18 protein-coding genes are annotated in these 20,611 nt (G+C 62.0%); 9 read left to right on the plus strand and 9 right to left on the minus strand.

All coding sequences use genetic code 11. From position 1 onward, the window contains the following. Nucleotides 1-19: 19 nt before the first annotated feature. Together ABVV53_RS05345 and ABVV53_RS05350 are read right to left on the minus strand one after the other, a co-directional pair. Nucleotides 20-937 (minus strand): acyl-CoA dehydrogenase family protein, encoded by a 918-nt coding sequence (locus tag ABVV53_RS05345; protein WP_353983339.1) that lies wholly within the window; start codon nt 935-937, stop codon nt 20-22. After that, nucleotides 937-2,094, minus strand: coding sequence for an acyl-CoA dehydrogenase family protein (locus tag ABVV53_RS05350; RefSeq protein ID WP_353983340.1), 1,158 nt, complete (start codon nt 2,092-2,094; stop codon nt 937-939). Before ABVV53_RS05350 ends, ABVV53_RS05345 begins: the two co-directional genes overlap by 1 nt. A 264-nt stretch (nt 2,095-2,358) precedes the next feature. On the opposite strand from ABVV53_RS05350, the gene ABVV53_RS05355 reads away from it, so the two are divergent. The 3 genes from ABVV53_RS05355 (at nt 2,359) to ABVV53_RS05365 (ending at nt 4,940) form a co-directional block, all read left to right on the plus strand. Continuing rightward, entirely contained in the window at nt 2,359-2,673 is a 315-nt protein-coding gene (locus ABVV53_RS05355; RefSeq protein WP_353983341.1) for a Rieske (2Fe-2S) protein, read from the plus strand. 61 nt (nt 2,674-2,734) lie between these two features. Further along, nucleotides 2,735-3,928 (plus strand): acyl-CoA dehydrogenase family protein, encoded by a 1,194-nt coding sequence (locus ABVV53_RS05360; RefSeq protein WP_353983342.1) that lies wholly within the window; start codon nt 2,735-2,737, stop codon nt 3,926-3,928. Between the two features lies 1 nt (nt 3,929). Next, nucleotides 3,930-4,940, plus strand: coding sequence for an acyl-CoA dehydrogenase family protein (locus ABVV53_RS05365; RefSeq protein ID WP_353983343.1), 1,011 nt, complete (start codon nt 3,930-3,932; stop codon nt 4,938-4,940). A gap of 140 nt (nt 4,941-5,080) precedes the next feature. Here the strand turns inward: ABVV53_RS05365 and ABVV53_RS05370 are convergent, their stop codons facing one another. From ABVV53_RS05370 to ABVV53_RS05400, 7 genes are all read right to left on the minus strand, one after another. Further along, a complete protein-coding gene (locus tag ABVV53_RS05370) occupies nt 5,081-5,542 on the minus strand; it encodes a hypothetical protein (RefSeq protein ID WP_353983344.1) in 462 nt (153 codons plus the stop codon). Nucleotides 5,543-5,620: 78 nt separating this feature from the next. Further along, nucleotides 5,621-5,953 (minus strand): hypothetical protein, encoded by a 333-nt coding sequence (locus tag ABVV53_RS05375; RefSeq protein WP_353983345.1) that lies wholly within the window; start codon nt 5,951-5,953, stop codon nt 5,621-5,623. An 80-nt stretch (nt 5,954-6,033) separates the two neighbouring features. After that, complete coding sequence (locus ABVV53_RS05380; RefSeq protein WP_353983346.1) at nt 6,034-7,053, minus strand: alpha-ketoacid dehydrogenase subunit beta; 1,020 nt, start codon at nt 7,051-7,053, stop codon at nt 6,034-6,036. Then, nucleotides 7,050-8,048: a thiamine pyrophosphate-dependent dehydrogenase E1 component subunit alpha gene (locus ABVV53_RS05385; protein WP_353983347.1), complete on the minus strand. Its 999-nt coding sequence runs from the start codon at nt 8,046-8,048 to the stop codon at nt 7,050-7,052. Before ABVV53_RS05385 ends, ABVV53_RS05380 begins: the two co-directional genes overlap by 4 nt. 237 nt (nt 8,049-8,285) lie before the next feature. Further along, complete coding sequence (locus tag ABVV53_RS05390) at nt 8,286-8,504, minus strand: hypothetical protein (RefSeq protein WP_353983348.1); 219 nt, start codon at nt 8,502-8,504, stop codon at nt 8,286-8,288. Beyond that, nucleotides 8,504-12,781 carry a translocation/assembly module TamB domain-containing protein gene (locus ABVV53_RS05395; RefSeq protein ID WP_353983349.1) on the minus strand — a complete coding sequence of 1,426 codons (4,278 nt, stop codon included), beginning with the start codon at nt 12,779-12,781 and terminating at the stop codon, nt 8,504-8,506. The genes ABVV53_RS05390 and ABVV53_RS05395 overlap by 1 nt, the downstream gene beginning before the upstream one ends. Further along, nucleotides 12,781-15,057 (minus strand): autotransporter assembly complex protein TamA, encoded by a 2,277-nt coding sequence (locus tag ABVV53_RS05400; RefSeq protein WP_353983350.1) that lies wholly within the window; start codon nt 15,055-15,057, stop codon nt 12,781-12,783. Before ABVV53_RS05400 ends, ABVV53_RS05395 begins: the two co-directional genes overlap by 1 nt. Before the next feature lie 147 nt (nt 15,058-15,204). Between ABVV53_RS05400 and ABVV53_RS05405 the strand changes: the two genes are divergently transcribed. The 6 genes from ABVV53_RS05405 (at nt 15,205) to ABVV53_RS05430 (ending at nt 20,538) form a co-directional block, all read left to right on the plus strand. Then, the gene (locus tag ABVV53_RS05405) at nt 15,205-16,272 is read left to right on the plus strand and encodes a YihY/virulence factor BrkB family protein (protein WP_353983351.1); all 1,068 of its coding nucleotides are present in this window, start codon (nt 15,205-15,207) and stop codon (nt 16,270-16,272) included. A gap of 182 nt (nt 16,273-16,454) precedes the next feature. Further along, nucleotides 16,455-17,288 (plus strand): coniferyl-alcohol dehydrogenase, encoded by an 834-nt coding sequence (locus ABVV53_RS05410; protein WP_353983352.1) that lies wholly within the window; start codon nt 16,455-16,457, stop codon nt 17,286-17,288. Nucleotides 17,289-17,437: 149 nt separating this feature from the next. Then, nucleotides 17,438-18,751, plus strand: a complete 1,314-nt coding sequence (gene ribB / locus ABVV53_RS05415; RefSeq protein ID WP_353983353.1) for a 3,4-dihydroxy-2-butanone-4-phosphate synthase — start codon at nt 17,438-17,440, stop codon at nt 18,749-18,751. Further along, the gene (gene ribH, locus ABVV53_RS05420; RefSeq protein ID WP_353983354.1) at nt 18,744-19,166 is read left to right on the plus strand and encodes a 6,7-dimethyl-8-ribityllumazine synthase; all 423 of its coding nucleotides are present in this window, start codon (nt 18,744-18,746) and stop codon (nt 19,164-19,166) included. Before ribB ends, ribH begins: the two co-directional genes overlap by 8 nt. After that, on the plus strand, nt 19,159-20,091 hold the full coding sequence (locus ABVV53_RS05425) for an aldo/keto reductase (protein ID WP_353983355.1): 933 nt from the start codon (nt 19,159-19,161) through the stop codon (nt 20,089-20,091). The genes ribH and ABVV53_RS05425 overlap by 8 nt, the downstream gene beginning before the upstream one ends. A gap of 249 nt (nt 20,092-20,340) precedes the next feature. Further along, nucleotides 20,341-20,538 (plus strand): hypothetical protein, encoded by a 198-nt coding sequence (locus ABVV53_RS05430; RefSeq protein ID WP_353983356.1) that lies wholly within the window; start codon nt 20,341-20,343, stop codon nt 20,536-20,538. The last annotated feature ends 73 nt before the right edge of the window (nt 20,539-20,611 follow it).

Genomic DNA, 20,611 nt, shown 5'->3' on the forward strand with positions numbered 1-20,611 from the left:
CGGCGACGGAGGCCTAGCCTTAACCCCAGAGCGCCTCCGCCGCCGCCAGCGCCTGCGCACCCCTGCCGCCGAGTTCGGCGGAGAGCAGCTTGAGCCGGTAGGTCCACAAGTGCAGAGGATGCTCCAGCGTCATGCCCATGCCGCCCAGGAACTGGTGGTAGTCGTAGGCGACTCGCTTGGCCGCGTCCTGCGCATGCAACATGGCCATCGCGGCGTCAGCGGGTTCGCCGCTCGCCGCCGCACGGATCGCAAGCCAGTAGACACCGTTCGTCATGACCTGATCTTCGGCAAGACGATGCCGGATCGCTTGAAAGGTGGCGAGCGGCCGACCGAACTGCTTGCGCTCGGACACGTAGGTCACCACGCTTTGCAAGGCCGCTGCAAGGAGCCCGGATGCCTCTGCCGCTACTGCGACTCGCCAGGCCCGCGTAATCTCCGCAGCATAGACATCGTGGTCGGTCAGCGTGTCCGGCAGACGCGTCAGGAATGCGACCGGGTAAGCATAGAGTGTGTCTTCCTGAGCGCCGCGGACCATGTCGGCGCTGACCGTAAAGCTGCGCACTCCCGAGGGACCCACGAGCGCCACCGTGGCGCCTTCCTTCAGGAATCGTATGGGCTTGCGAAGCTGCCCTTCTTCGACAAGGCAGAGCGGCCGCGGCAAATCAGCGTCGATCAGCGGCCGCACCAGCGCCGAGGCAGCCGCCTCTATCGCGAACGGGAGGCGCGCCAGTTTCTCGACCACGAGTGCGGCTGTGGCAGCGCCCAACTCTTCCTCGGCCATGACATCCAGGAAGCCGCCTTCGACAAGCGCCTCGTCCAGTTCCGCACTGGTCAGCGCAAGCGAGTGATCGTGCATCGGCACGGTCGCGTAAGGCTTGGCGAGAGTGTCTATAAAGTCGAGGATCTGGCTTTGATCTTCGCTGAGCGACAGCTGCATCAGCGCGGCTCCCTGGGCAATTCGAGCACGTCGCTCGCAATGATGTTGAGCTGGATCTCGGCTGCGCCCGAGGCAATGCCGGCGACGATCCCGCGCTGGTGGTGCATTTTGAGATAAGGCGAGGAACCCGCCAGCGCTTCGGGAACGAACTCGACCACGAATTCACACACCGCGCGCTCACACATTACTGTCGCAAAACGAGCCGAACTAGACTCCGGCCCGACGCCGAGCCCATCCACTCGCTTCTGGACGATGGCGTAGTTCGCGGTCGCCGCCGCTTCGCACAGCGTCGCGCAGCGCGCCGCCTCGATTTTCACGTACTCGCGATCGAAATCGCCGGCATCCTTCAGCATCGCTACCGCCCGGTCGAGCGCCGCACGTGCCAGCGTGAACCGCGGAATGCCGAGCCGCTCATTGCGCAGCGAGTAGGCGATGATTTCCCAGGCTTGCCCCTCCTCGCCGAAGCGCGCGCCTTCGGGCACGGTGACATCGTCGAAGAACACCTCGTGGATATCTCCCTCGCCGATCAGCGACGGAATCTGGCGGACGGTGATGCCGGGCGTATCCATCGGCACCAGCAGAATAGTGATGCCCTTCTTCCGGTCGTCGCTGGTGCGCGTGAGAAGGAAGCAGGTATCTGCCAGCCCTGCGTAGGAGGTCCAGATCTTCTGACCGTTGATGACGTAGTTGGCGCCGGATTCACCTGGAGTGAGTGTGGCCCGGGTGCGCAAGCTCGCCAGGTCCGATCCGGCGTCGGGCTCCGAAAAGCCCTGGCACCACAGCGACTTACCCTCGGTTATCGGCTGAAGGTAGCGCGCCTTCTGCTCTTCCGTTCCATACCGCATCAGCGTCGGGCCGACCCAGTTGACGTTCATGTACTGACCGCCGCGCGGTTCGCCGGCGATCCACATTTCCTCGGCAAGGACCTGCTGCTCCCACGGGCCGAGCCCCTCCCCGCCCATCTCCTTGGGCCAGTGCGGAAAGAGCAGGCCAGCATCCGCGAGCTTCGCGCAGAAGTCACGCGCAAAGGCGGTCAGGGCGGGTGAGGCCGGCCCATGCTCGGAGAACTTCTCCCAGTCGTCAGGCAGATTCGCGGCGAGAAAGTCGCGCAATGTCTGCCGGAAGGCGTCCTGGTTCTCGGTCCATTCGAAGTTCATGCGTTCCCCGGTCTTGAACAGCTGTAAAACGCGTTAGCCAGCACCTGCCGCCGGAACAAGGGGCCGTAGATGCAGCGCCCGGGCGATCACCTGCGATCTGGCACCTGCGATCTGGAGGCCTTGCTGCTGCATGCGCGCGGTTTGCCCGGCACTGTACTGCAGTTGCCTGCGCCCCTCTGGCGTCGAGCGGCGCTTGCGTCAGGGTGTAAGGAACTGCAGGACAGCTGGCTATCGCCCCGCAAGCATATGAGAACGATGGAAACGATGAGCGAAAAGACATTCGTTGCCGTGGCAACGCTCGATGAAGTGCCCGCAGGCAGCAAGAAGATCGTCCACGCGAACGGCAACGAAATCCTGCTCTGCAACACCAACGACCGGATCTTCGCGGTCCGCAACTTGTGCAGCCATGCCTACGAGGCGCTGGATTGCGGTCGACTGCGCAACGGCTGGATCTCCTGCCCGGTGCATGGTGCCCGGTTCGACCTTGAGACGGGTTCGCCGATCAATCCGCCGGCATCGATGCCGATCGACACCTTTGAAGTGCGCATTGACGGAGACACCATCGAAGTCGCCGCCTGAGCGATGGGGTTGCACCTCCGCGGGTCTGGACGAGCGCACAACTGCCGTGCATGGAACCGCCATGACCGACCAACCCGAACTCGAGAGCCTGCGCGCCCAAGTCCGTGAGTGGATGGAGGCGAATGCGCCGCGTGACTGGCGCGATGCAAGCCGCACCCAGGAAGATTTCGTAGCGACTCAGCGCAGCTGGTTCGCCAAGCTGGTGGAGGGCGGCTACGCCATCCCGCACTGGCCGGCCGAATGGCCAGGCGGCGGCCGCAGCCTCGCTGAACAGAAAGTCATCTACGAAGAGCTCGCGCGCATCGATGCGCCGCGCCTGCTGCTCTCGTTCGTCTCAACATACCACGCTTACGCCACCCTGCACGAATGCGCCTCGCCCGAGCAGAAGGCCAAGTACCTGCCCCGCATCCTCGACGGCGAGACCTGGTGCCAGGGCTTCTCAGAGCCGGGCGCCGGTTCCGATCTCGCCGCGCTCAAGTGCAAGGCGGTGCGCGAAGTGCGCGACGGCAAGGAAGTCTATGTCGTCAACGGTCAGAAGGTCTGGTCAACCATGGCGCAATTCGCGGACATGTGCCTGCTGCTGGTCCGCACCTCGAGCGACGGCCCCAAACAGGCGGGCATCACCTACCTGCTGATGGACATGAAGACGCCCGGCGTCTCCGTCAGCCCGATCCACCAGATCCAGGGTGATGAGGAGTTCGCCGAGATCTTCCTCGACAATGTCGTGATACCGGTCGAGCAGCGCGTCGGCGAGGAAGGCAACGGCTGGGCTTACGCGCAGGCGACCTTGGCCTCGGAGCGCGGACTGACGCTGATGGAGCTGGCCTACCGCATGCGCGGTGCCCTCTCCCGCGTGGCGGAGCTCATCCGCGACAACAGGCTTGAGAACGATGCCGGCGTGCTGCGCGACTTCGGCGCGCTGGTGACGCAGGTCGACGCGACCTGCGCCATCGCCGACCGCTTCCTCGACAACCGCATCAAGGGCGTCGAGCGGATGGGCGACGCCTCCATTGTCAAGAACAGCTACAGCCGCGCACTCCGCGCCTACTCGCTGCTGGGCGTGCGTCTTGGCGGAATGGACGAGCAGTACCTGAAGCCGATCACTTTCGGCGATCTCAACACCGGCAACTGGATGGCCGACTTCATGAACTCCTACGCCTGGACCATCGCCGGCGGCAGCGAGGAAGTGCAGCGCAACATCATCGCCGAGCGCATGCTCGAGATGCCGCGCGAACCCAAGGGATGGGTGCTCTGACATGATCGAACTGAACGAACTGCAGGACGCCGTGCAAAAGGCGTTCCCCGCCGACAAGGTCATCCCCGAGCGCGACGCCAGCTGGGCCCTCGCCGCCGAGATGGGCTGGCTGATGATCCGCTTGCCAGAGGAACTGGGCGGCCTTGGGCTCGGCCGCGAAGCCTCGACCATGATCCACTTCGAACTCGGCCGCGTCCTCTCCAGCGCCCCGCTGATCCCGGCGCAACTCGGGCTTCATGCGGTCCTCGAAAGCACGACGCTGGAAGGTCGCGATGACTGGCTGGAGCGGATCGCCGGCGGCGAATACGTGCCGCTGCACATGCTTCCCACCAAGCTGGAGACCGGCTCTGACAGCACGGTATCGGGCACCGTTTCTGGCGTGTTCGAAGGCGACATGGCGGCCGCCGTCATCGCCTACTTGCCAGGCGGCTACACCCTCGTGCCCACCGATGCGCCGGGTGTCAGCCTCGTCGAACGGCCCATCTGGGACAAGAGTCGCCGCCTGTTCGACCTGGTGTTGGAGAACTTCCGCCCCGACGCTTCGCTCAGCCTCGCGGATGCGGCGGGCTCGCGTGCTATTCACGATGCGATCTCGCCCGAAGCTCACCTGGCCGTTGCGGCCGACTGCCTTGGCGGCGCCAATGCCGCGCTCGACACGTCGGTCGAATACATGAAGATGCGCAAGCAGTTCGACCGACCCATCGCGATGTTCCAGGCGCTCAAGCATCGGGCTGCCGACTGCAAGATCAAGATCGTTCCGGCCGAAGCCCTGCTTTGGAGCCGCGCCGCTGCCGATGCCGTCCCTGCCGAGCAGATGGGCGGCCTCAAGACCTACGCCGCCGAAGTCTACCAGTGGGTCACCGAAGAGGCGATCCAGTTCCACGGCGGCATCGGCCTCACCGAGGAGCACCATATTCACCTCTTCATGAAGCGCGCCATGCTGAACCTGCAGCTTTGCGGTGCGTCCGACTTGTGGAATGAACGCGTGGGTCGCGCAGCGCTCGCGCGGTGACATCGCACCGGGATGCGACCCGCTGCGTGTCCCGGCCAACCTACTCTGTTGTCTTCCCCTAGTGCTTCAACGGCTTTGCCGGCGCGATCAAGAGTTTGAGCGAACCGGCAGTCAACAAAAGAGCGCCGTCGGTCGAGCGTTCAACGGTCGGGCTGGCATGGAGCACGGTCCAGAACGTCGATCGGACGCGGCGCACCCGGTCCGTGGTAATCCTCTGCAAGCGCTGCACAGTCTGGTTTCGCTGGGAGCGGCGCTGTTGGATTCGTGTTGAGGCGCCCCCCGTTGTACCTGAACGACACCGCATCCCTCTGACATGGTGAGTAAGCGATGCGGTTGCCGGTGATCAAAAGGTGGCCGGGAAAGGCAGTCAACCCGATGCCCCATCCCGGACCATTCAAGGACTGAAGCTTCCACGCCCCGCGAAGTTCATTCAGAGCGGGCAAATTCTGCAAGCGCGTCACTTCTGGATTGACCACTTCAAGCTCCATGTCACCCGAAGTGAGCCGAAGACGAGGATCGCTGATCCGCTCCACGAGAGGAGCACTCCGGAAGAAGGCGAAATAGCGCTCGTAACGCATCTCGTTCTCGGCGTCGCAGCCCATCGCCGTCTGAATCGCCGGATAGGTGAAATCGGCTAGGAAGCGCCCGCCCTTTATTGTGCCGAATTGTGCCGAACTGACTTACGCTGTTGCAGCCGAGCCCGGCACTGACTCCCCTGTCATGAAACGGACCGCTCCCTTGCGATCCGCGCCAACAAGATGAGGGGGCCGGTATCCTGAAAAGTGCACGACGTCCCAATTGCCTGCGACCTGCGCCAGGTCATCCACCGGCACGGCTCGGGGATAGAGGCGATCCGCTAGCACGGTGCTCAGATGCTCCGCGGGGTTGATGCTCACATCCTCAGCCGGCCGTATAGCGTTCTCGGCGCGCTCAGCGCACCCCATCATCAGCATCATGGCAAAGGTTAACGTCACCACGCCAAGACTGCGCCGTGCAAAAGGACAGCCCACCATTACACACTCTCCTTCACGCAAAATGGGCTTCCGCATCGCTGCGGAAGCCAATTTCTGCGTCAAGACGAAATGCTTAGCCCTCAGCCCATCGCGGCCAGGCGTTTTGCCTCGGCAACGATCTCGGGCGGCTGCACCAGGAAGGCGTCTTCAAGCTTCTTGGCGAACGGTACCGAACAATAGGGTGCACCGAGGCGGCCAACAGGAGCCTTGAGCTTTCCGAACAGCGTCTCCTGCACGGTCGCGGCGATCTCGGCGCCCGGGCCGAAGTTGCGCCCGGCTTCGTGGACTACCAGCAAGCGCCCGGTCTTCTCGGCCGAGGCGAGGACGGTTTCCTTGTCCCACGGCGAGATCGTACGCAAGTTGATCACTTCCACCGAAACGCCTGCCTCGGCCAGTTCCCCGACCGCCTGCATCACCGTGAACATCATCTGCCCGTAGGAGACGATGGTGAGGTCGCTGCCCTCCGTCACGACCTGCGCCTTGCCGATCGGGATCGGGCCCTGGTTGGCCGGCGTTTCCATCGGCACAAACAGCGTCTTGCCGCTCTCAATGATCATCACCGGATCGGGATCCTGGATCGCGGAGAGATAGAGGCCCTTGAAGTCGGCAGGAGTCCAGGGGATCACCACCTTGATGCCGGCGGTGTGGCAGAACCACGCCTCGTAGAAGTCAGCGTGCTGGCCAGCGGTCTGGTTGCCTGCGCCGGTCAGAGTGCGGATCACCATCGGCACCTGGCTCTGACCACCCGACATGAAGCGCAGCTTGGCGGCGTGGTTCACGATCATGTCCATCGCCACGGTCGTGAAGTTCATCAGCATGATCTCGGCCACCGGCTTGTAACCTGCCATCGCCGCGCCGATCGCCGCGCCAATGATCGCCTGCTCGGAAATCGGAGTCGAGCGCACCCGCATGTCGCCGAACTTGGTCGAGAGGCCGCGCGTCACGCCTATGACGCCGCCGCCCTCGCGATCGGCCACATCCTCGCCCAGGACCAAGACCTTGGGATCGGCTTCCATCGCTTCGACAAGCGCGGCGTTGATAGCCTGCATGCCGTTCATCTTCACCATCTCGGTGGCTGCTGCCTTGGTATCGGTGCTCATGCCGGAATCTCCTCGGCAAAGACGTCGCGGCGCAGTTCGTCCACGGACGGGAATTCACAAGATTGCGCGAAGTCGATGGCGTCCTTCACCTCGGCCTCGATGTCGCTCTTCATTTGCTCGAGTTGCTCTTCGGTGGCAATGCCATCATCGATCAGCTTCTGGCGGAAACGCGGCAGCGGATCGAACTCGCGCGCGGCGTCCTTCTCGCCCGGGTCCATGTACTTGTCGTCGTCGCCGAACACGTGTCCGAAGAAACGGAACGTCTTGCACTCCAGCAAGGTCGGCCCCTCACCGGCCCGGGCTCGCTCGATGGCGGCATGGGCGTGAGCATAGACGTCCAGCGGGTCGTTGCCGTCGACGGTGTAGCCGGGCATGCCATAGCCTACCGCGCGCTTGGAGATCTGGTCGACGGCAGTGCCGTTCTCATAACGCGTATGTTCGGCGAAACCGTTGTTCTGGCACACGAAGATCACAGGCAGCTTCCACACGCCAGCCAGGTTCAGCGCCTCGTGGAAGGCACCGATGTTGCTCGCGCCATCGCCGAAGTAGGCGACCGTCACCTGCTTGGTGCCGTCCAAGAGCGCCGCCCAGCCGAAGCCGTTGGCGATCGGCATGGAGGAGCCGACGATACCGGTGGTCACCATCACTCCCGTTTCCGGGTGCGTCAGGTGCATTGGGCCGCCCTTACCCTTGCAGGTGCCATCTACGCGGCCCGAGATCTCGGCCCACAGCGGACGCAGCGGCATATTCTTGGCGACCATGTCGTGAATGCCACGATAGATCGTGCAGATCTTGTCGTCGTCGCCCAGCAAGGTGGAGATGGAGGCGGGGATCGCCTCCTGCCCGCGTGCCGAGTAGTATGGTGCAGTGATGCGTCCTTGACGGATCTGGGCGCGTGTGAACTCGTCGTTACGTTCGATCCGCACCATGCGCCGATAGATGTCGAGTTGCGTGGCGGCATCCGGTGATGCCCTGTTGGTTAAAGTCTCGCTCATGGTAACCTCTCGATGGCCTCCGTGTCGTGGCTGCGCTGAACTCTTGTTCGATGGCTTTAGTGCCTCATGCGGCGCGCGCAAAGCCGCCGCACACCGTCACCTCTCCAGCATCGCTGGGGCGCTTTGGAGGGGCTTCCCGAGGTTGGCACCAACGTGTCCCCCTTGCACCATCCGCCCGCCCGCTAGGCGAATATGGCACATGGAGCCCTGGAGTGAAAAGCAGATAAGCGGAGCATGTTAAGTCGCGTCGGCTGGGTCCGATGGTCTTGGAATGGGGGAAGGCTGTGCGTCGGCGGCCCGGCTGGACATGTCCTTCTCGAGCTCCGCCGCCTTCTCCTGAATTACCTTGTGAGCGCTCGCGTACCGCTCATCGAAGCTCGGCTCCTTCTTGCACGCGGAGAGAGCCGTCACGCTGATCGCGGCACCGAGAGCAAGGCGAACCATGTGCGCAGGCATCAGTAATTCTTCTTCACCCGCACATTGAAGCTGTTTACGCCCGAGCCCCCAGCCTGGCTCAGAACGGACAGCCAAGGGGTAATGCTGACTTCAAGTTGCGTCGCAGTGAAGCCGCGAGCGTCGGTAATCAGTTCGACGTAGATATCGTCCGTCAGATACTGACCTGCCGCGAGCGAAGTTCCCCGCCCGGTGGTCTCATCCGCTCCCAAAATCCGCAAGCGGTCGATCCCTGTTGCCGATCGTAGCGTTCCAAGTGGATTCAGGCCGCCTCCCGAGCCGCGCAGCGAGTTCAGCGAAGAGGCCAGCTGCACTGCTTGGATTGCCGAGAGGTTCGCGATCGAGCTGCCGAACAGAACGCGTGCCATGATCTCGTCCTGTGGCAGCGATGGCGTCGAGGTGAAGGTGATCTCAGGATTCATCGCCCGGCCCGCCACGTTCACATTGACGGTGACGTCCTCAACCTCCTCCGTCGCGACGATCCGCAGCGTGGGATTGATGACGGGTCCGCCGTTGAACGAGATCAATCCCTCGGTGAGCTCAAAAGATCGTCCGGCGAAGCCAAGGGTGCCGCGGATGAGTTCCACCTGGCCCGCCAGACGCGGTTCCGAATTGGTCCCGCTCACCGACAGGTTTGCGCTCCACTCAGATTCCAGGCCCATGCCAGACACATACAACTGCTCGGATGCAAGAAGCCGCAAGTCCAGCCGAACCGAAGAGAACGGGCTGGCGGAGGGTTGCGCAGGCTCATCGCCCGTGATGCGCTGCGGGCCTCGTGGGGCCTTGAAACGCACGCCGGTGAGCGTCGGCACCTCTGCTGCGCCTTCACGGATGATGCGGTAACGTGTTTCCGGCAGGCGCAGTTCTCCCGACAGCAGGGGAGCCTCCCCAGCCGTCTTGGTCAGGCGCAGGCTGCCGGTCGCACTTGCGGACAGCCCTTCGCTGCGAGCAAGGCGAGCATCGTTGAGTTCCGCCGCAATATCCATGGGATACCCAGCCTCTGCTGAGAGGCTGACGCGCCCTTGCGCTCTAATGCTGCCATCACCCGCCCGTGCGGTGAGATTCTCAATTTGAAGACTGTTGCCGGTGAAGCGGCCCGTGACATTCATCCGAGTGAGCTTTGTGCCGTACGTCAGGTTCTCATAAGTGAGACTCTGTCCGCGCACGACACCGTTCACACACGGATCCTGAACCCTGCAGCCAAAGTCTGCTGCAAGCCCGATCGGGCCTGAGAGACGTTGATCGGTCAAACCTGCGAACGAAAACAGCGTGTCAGCGGGCCCATTGTACCGGATGCCGCCACCTAGCGGCGCGTTCATCAATCGCGTGGGCCACGACCCTGCACTTGCGGGCAACGGGCGCAGCGAGGCAACGACGCGCCCAATTACAGTACCACGGCGGCGCATCACAGCCCGCGCCTCTCCACCATCGGGCAGCAACTTGCCGACGAAATTGACATCGATTGGTTGGCTGACGGATGCGGCCGTGGTCCGAGTGAAATCATCAAGATGCAGGCGCGCGTCGGCTCGCGGGAAAGCGTCGGAACTTGGCTGGACGAAGTCGAGACTGCCACTTGCACGGCCGCCGATGCCCAGGCCTGGCGCAAAGGCATTGACCAGCGCCATGTCCACGTCCTCAAACCGACTTTGAAGCTTGATGCCGGTGCCGTAGCTGCCCGCCAGCTTCACGCTTCCACCTCCGAAGCTGACAGTCGTTGGGAGCAACTCGTAAGTACTCTCACCCGGTACGATCCGCGCCGGAGTCACCGTGCGCACGTCTATGCCCCGCACGCGGCCGGCCAAGGCAACCCGCCACATTTTGGGCTCAAGATCTGCATTTGCGCTCAAGCGAAAGGGAACGCCGCTCGTCCCCTCGACAAGCGCTTTGGCGTTGCCTCGACCATTCTGATAATTAACGAGGACACGCGCAGCCGCGATGTTGAACTCCCCGATCTGCGTCCCGGCTAGCTGTGCATCGGCGATAACAAGCGGCTGGTCGTAGAGCACAGCGCGCCCGTCAATGATGGCTGACCCGACAGCCAAGTTGGCTGGACCAGGGAACACAGCGTTACTCGCACGCAAGTTGAACACGACCTCCTGGTACTTACCCTCGGCATCCAACCTCAGCAATCCGCCAAGTCCATTGCCGTACGCCACAAGGCGCCCGGTGAATGGTCCGGCTGGAGACTGAACGATGCGGCCAGAAAGATCGACGCCTGCCAGATTGGCACTGTTTACCTGTATCGCGAGCGCCTGACCCATCTCAAGAGTCACGTCTGCCGTCAGCGCACCATAGTCAGTGTCGCTAGTCAGATTGAGGCGATACCCGCCGCCGCTTACACCGTCGATACGGGCATCCACGTTGGCAAGGCCGAGGCCAAGGTCAGGGTTCTCGGCGGTAATGCGCGCATTGGGATCAGCAAGCGTTCCTGCAACTCGCACTCCGATCCGGCCATACCGTTCAGAGATGCCGTCTGCTGTAAGCACGATCCGCCCCTCGGGCGAATAGGATCCGCTACCACCGACAACACGCAAGTCCGGCGCCTCCAACCGCAAACTGGAGAAACGAACAACGCCGTCGGATCCATAGTTCACATGCGAGGAAGCAACGAAATTGCCTCCAAGATAAGTCTGCAGAGTGTCGTTCAATAGCCGAGTAGAACGCGCCCGCACGGTGCCCTCCAGCGCGTATCCGCTACCTTGCGCCCTCAGGTCCACGTCGGTTTGAATGTTGAAGATGCCGACACTCTCTAGCCGGTAGTTGTCGATCCGCCCATCGATGGCGCCGGTGTACAAACCTTCGCTCATATCGGCCAACAGGATAAGTTTGGCGTCGATCCTATCCGAACGGATACGCATGTTGTCCGACAGGATGCGGTCGCCATCGATCGCGAGGTCACCGTTCAGGCGCACGTCTGTGAGCGTTCCGCCTGCAACCGTGTCGAGGCCGGTGATCCGCTGCGCCCTGGCACTGACCGGGATAAGGATGCGATCGGGATTGACGCGCGCGGCACCGGCGGCGCTGAACCCCACAAGCCCCATGTCATCCACGATAATGCGCTCAGCATTCAGTGCGTACTGAACCTTGGGCGTGGCGAACGCGCCATCCAGCGTCAGAAGAGCACGGATTCCGGCACCTCTGAGATCCTCAGCAAGAACGGATGGCTTGTGCAGCACGAATGCGAGCCTTAAGTTCTCGAAGCTGTTGTCAGACAGGTCGACGATGCCATCCGGCGTGAGTGTGAAGGCATCGCTATATATCCGTCCGGAAAGGTTGGCGCGGCGGTCAGCCAGTGCGACGGTCATGTCGAGGTTGGTGACGGGGCCCAGCAGACTTGCTGTCGGCCCCGCAACCAGTCGTGCCACGCGCGTGCGACCGCGCACAGCAAACATTCCATTTCGCGCCCTTACGGCAAGGCGAGCAAGTTCTTCGCCACCGAGGTTGGCCGCGACTCGGCCTTGCCAATTGGCCCAATCACCTCTTCCGCTGACTTCCAGAGCAAGCCGCTGTTCGAGCCCGGCGAGCGAGGCGATGACGCCTCCAGCGGGCGCATTGACGGCGAGGTCGATCGCCAGCCGGTTCTCTTGTGGAACGGCATCAAGTAAAACGCGGAAACGATCACCTCCGGCAACACCTTGCGCGGCAACGGTCCCGCCTATCGCTCTGATCTGCGCCCGGCCATCGGAGATATGAGCCTGCGCACGGATCGAGGCAATCCGCCGCTCGCCAGTCACGGGCTCCGCTATGACAAAGCGGTCGACCTTCAGTTTGCCAATATCGATATCGATATTGGGCAGCAGAGGTTCGTTGGGATCGGGTGGAGGTGTTTCGCGGAACTGCGGCGTTCGCCTCAATATCATACGCTCAGCCGTAGCGGAGCGCACGTCCACGTGGTTGTTGATGTACTCGAACGGCCGCCAGTCCACCACGACCTTAGGCGCGAACAGGAACTCCCCTTTCGGGTCCCTCACCGAAAGGTGGTACAGCGTCATTTCGCCGTAGAGGTTGCCCTCGATGCGGCCGACGCGAATCTTCATGCCGTTTTCGAATTCCAGCGCCGCGATCTGATCCGCGACAAAGCGCCGGCCGGGACCAGTGTTTAGCCCGAGCACGATGGCGGCTGCGAGCACCACCAGACCGATCAGGATGGCAGCTATCGTCTTGGCGGCGCGCCGCCCCCACCTTCGGCGAGGTTTGCCGGCGGCGACGCTTTCCCCACTCCCGTCGGGAAGCTCCTGCTCGTCATGCGCCGGAGGCATCGCGTCTTCCGTATTCGCCATCAGAAAGCCTGCCCGATGGAGACGTAGACATTGATCTTGGATTCTCCTGCACGGCGATCAAGCGGCGTGGCAACGTCTATGCGGAAGGGACCGAAGTTTGTATAAAAACGGCCACCGATCCCGATCCCGTAACGCAAGTCCGAGAACTTCGGCTTTGTGGACGCGTAGGACTGCCCGACGTCAACAAATGCAACGATACCGTAGTTTCCGAAGCGATAACGTCCCTCAACCGAGCCTTCGTTGAAGCTGCGTCCTCCAATAGGGTCGCCATTTGGGTCAAGCGGCCCCAGTTGCTGGAAGCCAAACCCGCGAACAGAGCCGCCGCCGCCCGAATAGAACCGTCGTGAGGGCGCAATCTCAGAACGCTCGGCCCCCTGGATGGTACCGAAGCCCACGCGCCCGGCCAGAACGAAGCTCTCACCGAACGGGTGATAAGCTGAAGCATCCAGGCGAGCACGCACGTAGGGCGTGAAATCGCCCTGAAGCGAGCCTTCCGGTTGCAGCAGGCCCGTTACCCGAAAGCCCTCTGTAGGGTTGAGCAGATCGTCGGTGGTATCATAGCCCAATTGTCCATTAAGCGAGGCAATGTAGAAGGTTCGCCGGCGCCGTTCGCCCACGCTGAAATCGTACTCCCGCTCCGCAGTGCCGAGCACTTCGGCACCGTAGGCGTAAGTCACTCGCTTCTGCCAGATCTGCGTGGAATCGTAGCTCACCCGCGCCGCAAGTCGGCCCGTCAGAGCGTTGTACGCGTTATAGTCGCTGCGGAGCCCCTCAGCGATCATTTCGAATGTGCGGTCCCGCCTTCCCGCGTTCGCACGGCGGAATGTGACTCCTGCGCCCTGCTCACGCGTGCCGGCCACGCCATGCACGATCAACGCTCCTTCCGGCGGGAACATGTTGCGGTGAGTCCACGTAGCCTCGAGCGTGAAGCCCTGCCCAGCGGCATATCCAGCGCTCGCTGCAATGGTGCGAGGGGGGCCGGCGTCCTGCCTCACAAGCATCGTTACGTACTCTGCACCCTCGGCGGCCGCCTCGCCAGTTCGCTTCGGCTCTACAGAGACGGTTGAGAAAAGGCCGGTCGCAATCAAAGCCTTTCGCAAGTCGTCCACTTTGCGGCTGTCGTAGAGTTCGCCCTTCTCGAAGCGCGCTAACGTCCTGATGTGCTCAACACCAAAGGCGAGATCTCCTTCAGTATTGAAACCTCCAAAGCGGGCGCGAGATCCAACATCTACAGGGAGCGTGTAGACCCCGTCGCCCGTCGTCTGATCGAGCAGGATGTCGCGTTCGCCCAGTTCGGCAAAGGGGTAGCCATTCTGAAGCAAGGCCAAAGCGACTCTTGCCTCTGCGGCCTGTACCCGCTCTGCGACGATGGGGTTGCCGACCTGCAAGGGAAGGTTCTCGGCTATGAGGTTTGGCGGGACGGTTGGCTCGGCCTCGATGTTGATGTCTGCGAACGTGTACCGCTTGCCGGGCGCCACCTCGATCACGGCCGCGACGGCTCCACCTTCAGCAACCGCCGACTGGTCGAGCCGAGTGCGCACTTGGGCATTATACCAACCCTGCGAGGCGAGGATGGTTTTCAACAGTTCGGCGTCTTCATCCAGTCTGGCTGACAGCATGGCAACATTAGCGGCTTCGCCATCGGCCTTCTCAAGCGCAGACAAGTTCTCGAACATGTCCCTGAGATCCGCATCCGTGGAGCCGTCCGCCGGATCCAGGCCCTCAAGCCTCACCACATAGTCGACCCGCGCCTCGGCACCGAGCGCTTCTTCCTCGGCAAATTGCACCGGCGCGACCTCAAACTGGTCGAGCGGAGGTAATGGCGCGGCCAGTTCAGCGTCCCGAATCGGTGCGTCGCCAATCTCCTCTACCGGATCCTGATCCGCCAACGCCCCATCTCCTGCCGGAAGCGCTTGACCCTCTGTCGGAGCGACATCAGCCTCTTGCCCGGCGATGCGGCGCTCAAAGCTCTCGATGGACTCCAGCGGCCTGTCCAGCTCAGGATCGTCATCTACGCTCAGTTCGGGCACAGCGCTGTTGAATTCCTCGTCGGGAATGATGGGATCGACCTGCGGCAGCGGCGCTTCGGCAGGCGGCTCGGGGATGGCAACGCTGCCGGCCCTCAATGAGTCGTTCGGAAGCCCTTCAGTCACAGCAGCAGGTGCGCTCGGCTGGTCGACAAGAACCGCATCCTGGGCATGCGCAGGCGCGCTCAGCAGCGCGAGCGCCACTGCGGTCGTACCCGCACTCCCAAGCCAAACGCTAACTCCCTGCACGAGGGAACATTGCTGGCTTCCGGCACTTAGCTTGGACATGCCCTGTAGTATGCAACACCCCCCGGTTCGAAGCGAGCTTTGTCTCCGCCTCCGGCTTCCTAATCGCCTGTGCAGGATCATAGTTCCCGCAATCAAGGAGGATTTTGCGTGACCGAGAACACGTCCGAGCCTTCCAGCCCGCCGGGGGCGACCGCTTCATCGCCATGGTCCTTGCCGGCACCGGCCTGGATACAGATCCTGAAGCGGGTCTACGTGATGACCGGCTTTCACGAGGTGGGGCTTCTGGCGGCGGGGCTAGCCTTCTACGTGTTTCTGGCGATCACGCCGCTGATCGCCGCGACCGTGATGATCTACGGCCTTGTCGGCAATCCCTTGCGGGTCCAGCAGCAGATGGCAGCGTTGGTGGATGTCGTTCCGGCAGAGGCGGCAAGGCTGATCGAAGAACAGCTGCTTCAAATCGTCACCACCAGTTCAAGCGTGACCGGACTTGCTCTGATCATAGCACTATTCTTCGCCATCTACGGTGGCATGCGCGCGGCCAGCGGAATGATCAGCGCGCTCAACATCATCAATGAAGAACGCGAGACGCGCTCCTTTATAGCACTGACTTTTCGTGCGGCAGGCCTAACGGTGGCCGCCGTGATGATTGCCCTGACCGGAGTTCTCGCAGGTGGCGTCTTCGCGTGGATTCAGACGCAGACGTCGGTGCTGGTGGGCGGTGGGACGGCCACTCTGATCAAGTGGCTCACCTGGGTAGCTGCAATTGCGCTCGGCACTGCGGGATTTGCGCTGATCATGCGGTATGGCCCCGATCGACGCCCCGCAAAGTGGCGATGGCTTACCCCCGGCTCGCTGCTTGCAACTCTGCTTTGGATCGCAGTCTCCTTCGGTTTCTCGCTCTACGTGGCATACATCAGTGATTACAACGCGATGTACGGATCCCTCTCTGCGATCGTGGTGTTCCTGATGTGGCTGTTTCTGTCGGCGTACGGCATTCTGCTTGGCGCCTTGCTGAATGCCGAAATCGAGCGACAGACGTATTGCGATACGACCGTGGGGCCCGCCAAGCCGCCAGGAGAGAGGGGCGCGGTGCTGGCTGACGTCGTGGACGAGCATATCCCCACCCGTGAAGCGCTCGACAAACGAAAACGCCGCCACGCCGCCAGGGAGCGCAAAAAAGCTGACGCTGCTCACAGCGGACCAGAACCTGCTTGAGGCAAACCGCCCCTCCTGAGTGACGTGGCGGCTGTGATGTTGGGGCAAACCGACCGGTCGTTGGCTCGTCGGGCACAGCATCGCTGCCGCGATCACGCCGAATGGCAGTTGATGCTTTGGCGCGCCCCGGCATAGCTACGCCCCTAAGGGCCCTGCGCCCGGACAATGGAAGGATCACGATCATGAGCGACATTCTCGGCTACGCAGGCAAACGCGTTATCGTGAGCGGCTGCTTCTCCGGCATGGGCCAAGCCACTGCCAAGCTTCTGCTCGACCTCGGCGCTGAAGTGCACGGTTTCGACTACAAAGACGTCGATCTGCCACTGGCCTCGTTCAACAAAGTGGACCTGCGGGACGCGGGATCGATCGAGGCCGGGGTGGCCAGCGTTGGCGGCAAGGTCGATGCCCTGTTCAACTGCGCCGGCCTGCCCGGCGGCGGCGGATTTCCTCCGCTCGACACGATGAAGGTCAACTTTCTCGGCACTCGCCACCTGACGGAACAGGTCGTGCCGCTGATGGGCAGCAAGGGTGCGATCGTGTCCATCGCCTCCACGGGGGGTCTGGGCTGGAGCCGCCGTATCCCTGTCCACATGCAGCTTCTCCAGACCCAAGGTTTTCAGGCGGGCCTCGACTGGTGCGAAGCCAACGCCGACCAGGTTGCTGAGGGCTACGCCTTTTCCAAGGAAGCAGTGATCGTCTGGACCCAGTTCATGGGCGCGCAGCTCATCAAAAAGGGCATCCGCATCAACTGCTCTCTCCCCTCGCCCACGCAGACGCCGATGATGGAGACCTTCCACGCCACTTCCGGTAAAGAAGTCGTCGATGCAGCCGCCGAGCCGCTAGGCCGTTATACCACTCCCGAGGAGCAGGCGGGTCCACTGGTACTCATCAACTCCGATCTGGCGAGCGTGGTGAACGGCATCGTCCTTCCCGTCGACGGCGGCTTCATGGGTGGTCTGGCAACAGGTCAGGTCGACATTTCCAAGATGATGAGTGCCGGGAAGAAACAAGCCTAAAGGCAGGCTTCGAAATCTTCGAATGGAAAGGGGTTCGCTTGCCGGACCCGTTTCATCCTTTCCGAGCCTCACATCGCAATAATCAGCCTTGCCCAGAATGTGAGTACAGCCTACAGCGGATCACAGCACAATGTGATACGGGCACTCAAATGGCTACTGACCTGATTGAAAAAGTTCGCAAGCTGGTGGCAGACGGCACCATGAGCCGCTCTGGACTAGCTCGAGCGGCAGGGCTCCACGCAAACACTCTTCGCGACTGTACCGAGCCCGACTGGAACCCCACTGCAGAGACACTGAACAAGCTTGAACGCGTATTGTCGTCCAACGACGATCGCCAGGTGCTCGTTCCCATTGAAGAAATCATCGACGAAGCGCGCAACGGCCGGATGTTCATCCTGGTGGATGACGAGGACCGTGAGAACGAAGGCGATCTGGTGATTCCCGCCCAGATGGCCACCCCTTCCGCAGTCAATTTCATGGCGACGCACGGACGCGGACTTATCTGCCTCTCCCTCAGTTCCCAGCGATGCGAGCAACTTGGGCTTGAAGCCATGAGCCCTAAGAACGGCACGCGGCACGAAACCGCTTTCACCGTTTCAATCGAGGCACGCGAGGGCGTGACCACAGGCATCTCAGCTGCCGATCGAGCCCGCACCATTAGTGTTGCCATCGACGGCACCAAGTCGCGTGATGACATCGTCACGCCGGGTCATGTATTCCCCTTGCGCGCTCGCGATGGCGGCGTGCTTGTGCGCGCAGGCCATACAGAAGCCGCGGTAGACATTTCTCGCCTCGCCGGCCTTAACCCTTCGGGCGTGATCTGCGAGATCATGCGTGATGACGGCACCATGGCTCGCATGGACGACTTGATCGCCTTCGCCCGAATGCACGACCTGAAGATCGGTACGATCAGGGACCTCATTGCCTATCGCCGGCGGCACGATCGCATGGTGGAAAAGAAAGCCGACCTCACGTTTCAGAGCCGGTTCGGTGGTCAGTGGAGTGCGCGCACGTACTACAACCAAGCCACCGGCGAAGAGACGATGGCGCTGGTCAAGGGACGCATCGATCCATCCCAACCGACTCTGGTGCGCATGCATACGCTCTCGATCTTCGCCGACATCCTGGGTGAGCATCAAGGGCCGCGGAGCGACTTGCTGCACCGGTCCATGGAGATCATCGGGAAGGCGGGAAGCGGCGTTATCGTGCTCATCAACCGCCCGATGTGGAGCCTGATGTCACGCTCGATCGACATCAAGCAGCGCGTGCGCGCCGGTGAGCAGCCTGACCTTGGAGAGCTGCGCGACTATGGTGTCGGAGCACAAATCCTGGCTGAGTTGGGCGTGCATGACATGATCCTGCTCACCAATACGCATCACTCGCTTGTCGCGCTGGAAGGCTACGGCCTCAACATCGTCGGCGAGCACGCCATCGACGGGGCCGGAGAAGAACAGAATGGGTAAGTTCCTCATCGTTGAAGCTCGCTTCTACGACCACCTGAACAACATGCTGATCGCCGGCGCCCGCGGGGCTCTGAAGGCGGCGGGCCACAAGAGCGAGACCATCACTGTTCCGGGTGCGCTCGAAATCCCCGGAGCGATCGCGCTGGCTGAGGCTACAGGCGATTACGACGGGTTTGTGGCGATTGGCGTGGTCATTCGGGGCGAGACGTACCACTTCGAGATCGTTGCGGGTGAGAGCGCCCGCGGAATCATGGCAATGACGATGGACGGAGTTGCCATTGGCAACGGCATCCTTACCGTGGAAGATGAGGCTCAAGCTCTGCTTCGTGCCGACCCTGAGAAGAAGAACAAGGGCGGAGAAGCGGCTCAGGCTGCCATTGCACTCTTGGAACTGAAGGAACGGTTTGGTGGGTAGCAGCGATCCGGTCGACCATCCCTGCCTGAGCGGCATCCGCCTCGTGCTAGGAGGCAACGTCTTTGGCTGGACTATCGACCAGGATCGTAGTTTCGCTGTGCTCGATGCCTTTTACGAGGCGGGCGGACGCATGATCGACACCGCCGAGGGGTACTCGGCCTGGGTGCCTGGAAACAAGGGCGGCGAGTCGGAAGCGATCATAGGCGCGTGGCTCGAGAGCCGCGGTATTCGCGGCGACATGCGCATCGGCACGAAGACTGGAATGGGTGGGCCGCCGGGCGCGCTTCAGCCCGATGCTGTCGCTTCGGCTCTCGCAGGATCGCTGGAGCGGCTGCGTACCGACTACGTCGACCTCTACTACGTCCACCGGGACGATCAGGTTACCCCGCTTGATGAAGTGGTCTCCGCTTTCAATGGACCTTGTCAGTCGGGCGAAATACGCGAACTGGGCGTCTCTAATTATGCGCCCGACAGACTGGCTGAGCTTAACGGAACTGCACAGCGCATGAAGCTCCGCCCATTTACGGCAGCGCAGCCACTATACAACCTCGTCGCCCGGGATGCCTACGAAGGGCTGCTGCAGGACCTCTGCCGGCGGCAGGGCATCGCTGTCATGCCCTACTATGGACTGGCCGCCGGATTTCTCAGCGGCAAGTACGGAGCTGCAAAGGATTGGGAGGGGAGCCCGCGCGCCTCATCACTTGACGACGCTGCCGCAGACGGCGGTTGGGCCATGCTCCACAGGCTACGCGATGTTGCTGGAAAGATAGGTGCAACTCCCGCACAAGTCGCGCTGGCGTGGCTCAATGCGCAACCTGGAATCGCCGCTCCCCTGGCTAGCGCCACGACCATCGAGCAGATTGCGGAACTCGCGCAGGCAGCAACTATCAAGCTTAATGCGGAGCATCTCGGTAGCTTAGGCTGAACAGCTTGTCCGCTGGGACATCCGGTATACTCCGGTAGTTTGACTAGCGGATTCTTAGTTTCTCCTCTCACATTACGTAAAGGCCATGCGAGAGCAGAACTGGTCTTCCAACCTATGGAAGCGCAAAGCTCAGGCCGATATACATCGGTTTTGGTTATATAAGCAGGTATAAATGTCTCCGGAACAATCCGGGTCGCAAACAGAAAAACAGTCCAATTAGAGGACGATCGCAGGGCTTAGCCCTGCGCCGTGGAGGCCGATTTAATGCTTGATCATCCAACAGTGTTGAATCCGGTGAATACCGAAGAGCTCGACAAAGCACTGATGAACTGCCTTGGCCAACTGGAGCAAATAGAAGCCGACGTTGCCGCAGCGCACGTCGACATGGCCATCCACGCTTTGCGCAGGCAGTTCGAACTGAAAGCAAAAACCTCCATACCGGAGTAGCATCACCAAGACGTCCTCCAGTCGCCCCGCTTATGGTTACTCCAGAGCGGACCGGCTCTCCGTCCGGGTAGCG

The organism is Novosphingobium kalidii (assembly GCF_040534015.1).
Classification (GTDB): domain Bacteria; phylum Pseudomonadota; class Alphaproteobacteria; order Sphingomonadales; family Sphingomonadaceae; genus Novosphingobium; species Novosphingobium kalidii.

Bases quoted from the DNA above. Each gene is read 5' to 3' on its own strand.
- ABVV53_RS05345 (WP_353983339.1), bottom strand. From the start codon at position 937: ATGCAGCTGTCGCTCAGCGAAGATCAAAGCCAGATCCTCGACTTTATA.
- ABVV53_RS05350 (WP_353983340.1), bottom strand. From the start codon at position 2,094: ATGAACTTCGAATGGACCGAGAACCAGGACGCCTTCCGGCAGACATTG.
- ABVV53_RS05355 (WP_353983341.1), top strand. From the start codon at position 2,359: ATGAGCGAAAAGACATTCGTTGCCGTGGCAACGCTCGATGAAGTGCCC.
- ABVV53_RS05360 (WP_353983342.1), top strand. From the start codon at position 2,735: ATGACCGACCAACCCGAACTCGAGAGCCTGCGCGCCCAAGTCCGTGAG.
- ABVV53_RS05365 (WP_353983343.1), top strand. From the start codon at position 3,930: ATGATCGAACTGAACGAACTGCAGGACGCCGTGCAAAAGGCGTTCCCC.
- ABVV53_RS05370 (WP_353983344.1), bottom strand. From the start codon at position 5,542: ATGGGCTGCGACGCCGAGAACGAGATGCGTTACGAGCGCTATTTCGCC.
- ABVV53_RS05375 (WP_353983345.1), bottom strand. From the start codon at position 5,953: ATGGTGGGCTGTCCTTTTGCACGGCGCAGTCTTGGCGTGGTGACGTTA.
- ABVV53_RS05380 (WP_353983346.1), bottom strand. From the start codon at position 7,053: ATGAGCACCGATACCAAGGCAGCAGCCACCGAGATGGTGAAGATGAAC.
- ABVV53_RS05385 (WP_353983347.1), bottom strand. From the start codon at position 8,048: ATGAGCGAGACTTTAACCAACAGGGCATCACCGGATGCCGCCACGCAA.
- ABVV53_RS05390 (WP_353983348.1), bottom strand. From the start codon at position 8,504: ATGCCTGCGCACATGGTTCGCCTTGCTCTCGGTGCCGCGATCAGCGTG.
- ABVV53_RS05395 (WP_353983349.1), bottom strand. From the start codon at position 12,781: ATGGCGAATACGGAAGACGCGATGCCTCCGGCGCATGACGAGCAGGAG.
- ABVV53_RS05410 (WP_353983352.1), top strand. From the start codon at position 16,455: ATGAGCGACATTCTCGGCTACGCAGGCAAACGCGTTATCGTGAGCGGC.
- ribB (WP_353983353.1), top strand. From the start codon at position 17,438: ATGGCTACTGACCTGATTGAAAAAGTTCGCAAGCTGGTGGCAGACGGC.
- ribH (WP_353983354.1), top strand. From the start codon at position 18,744: ATGGGTAAGTTCCTCATCGTTGAAGCTCGCTTCTACGACCACCTGAAC.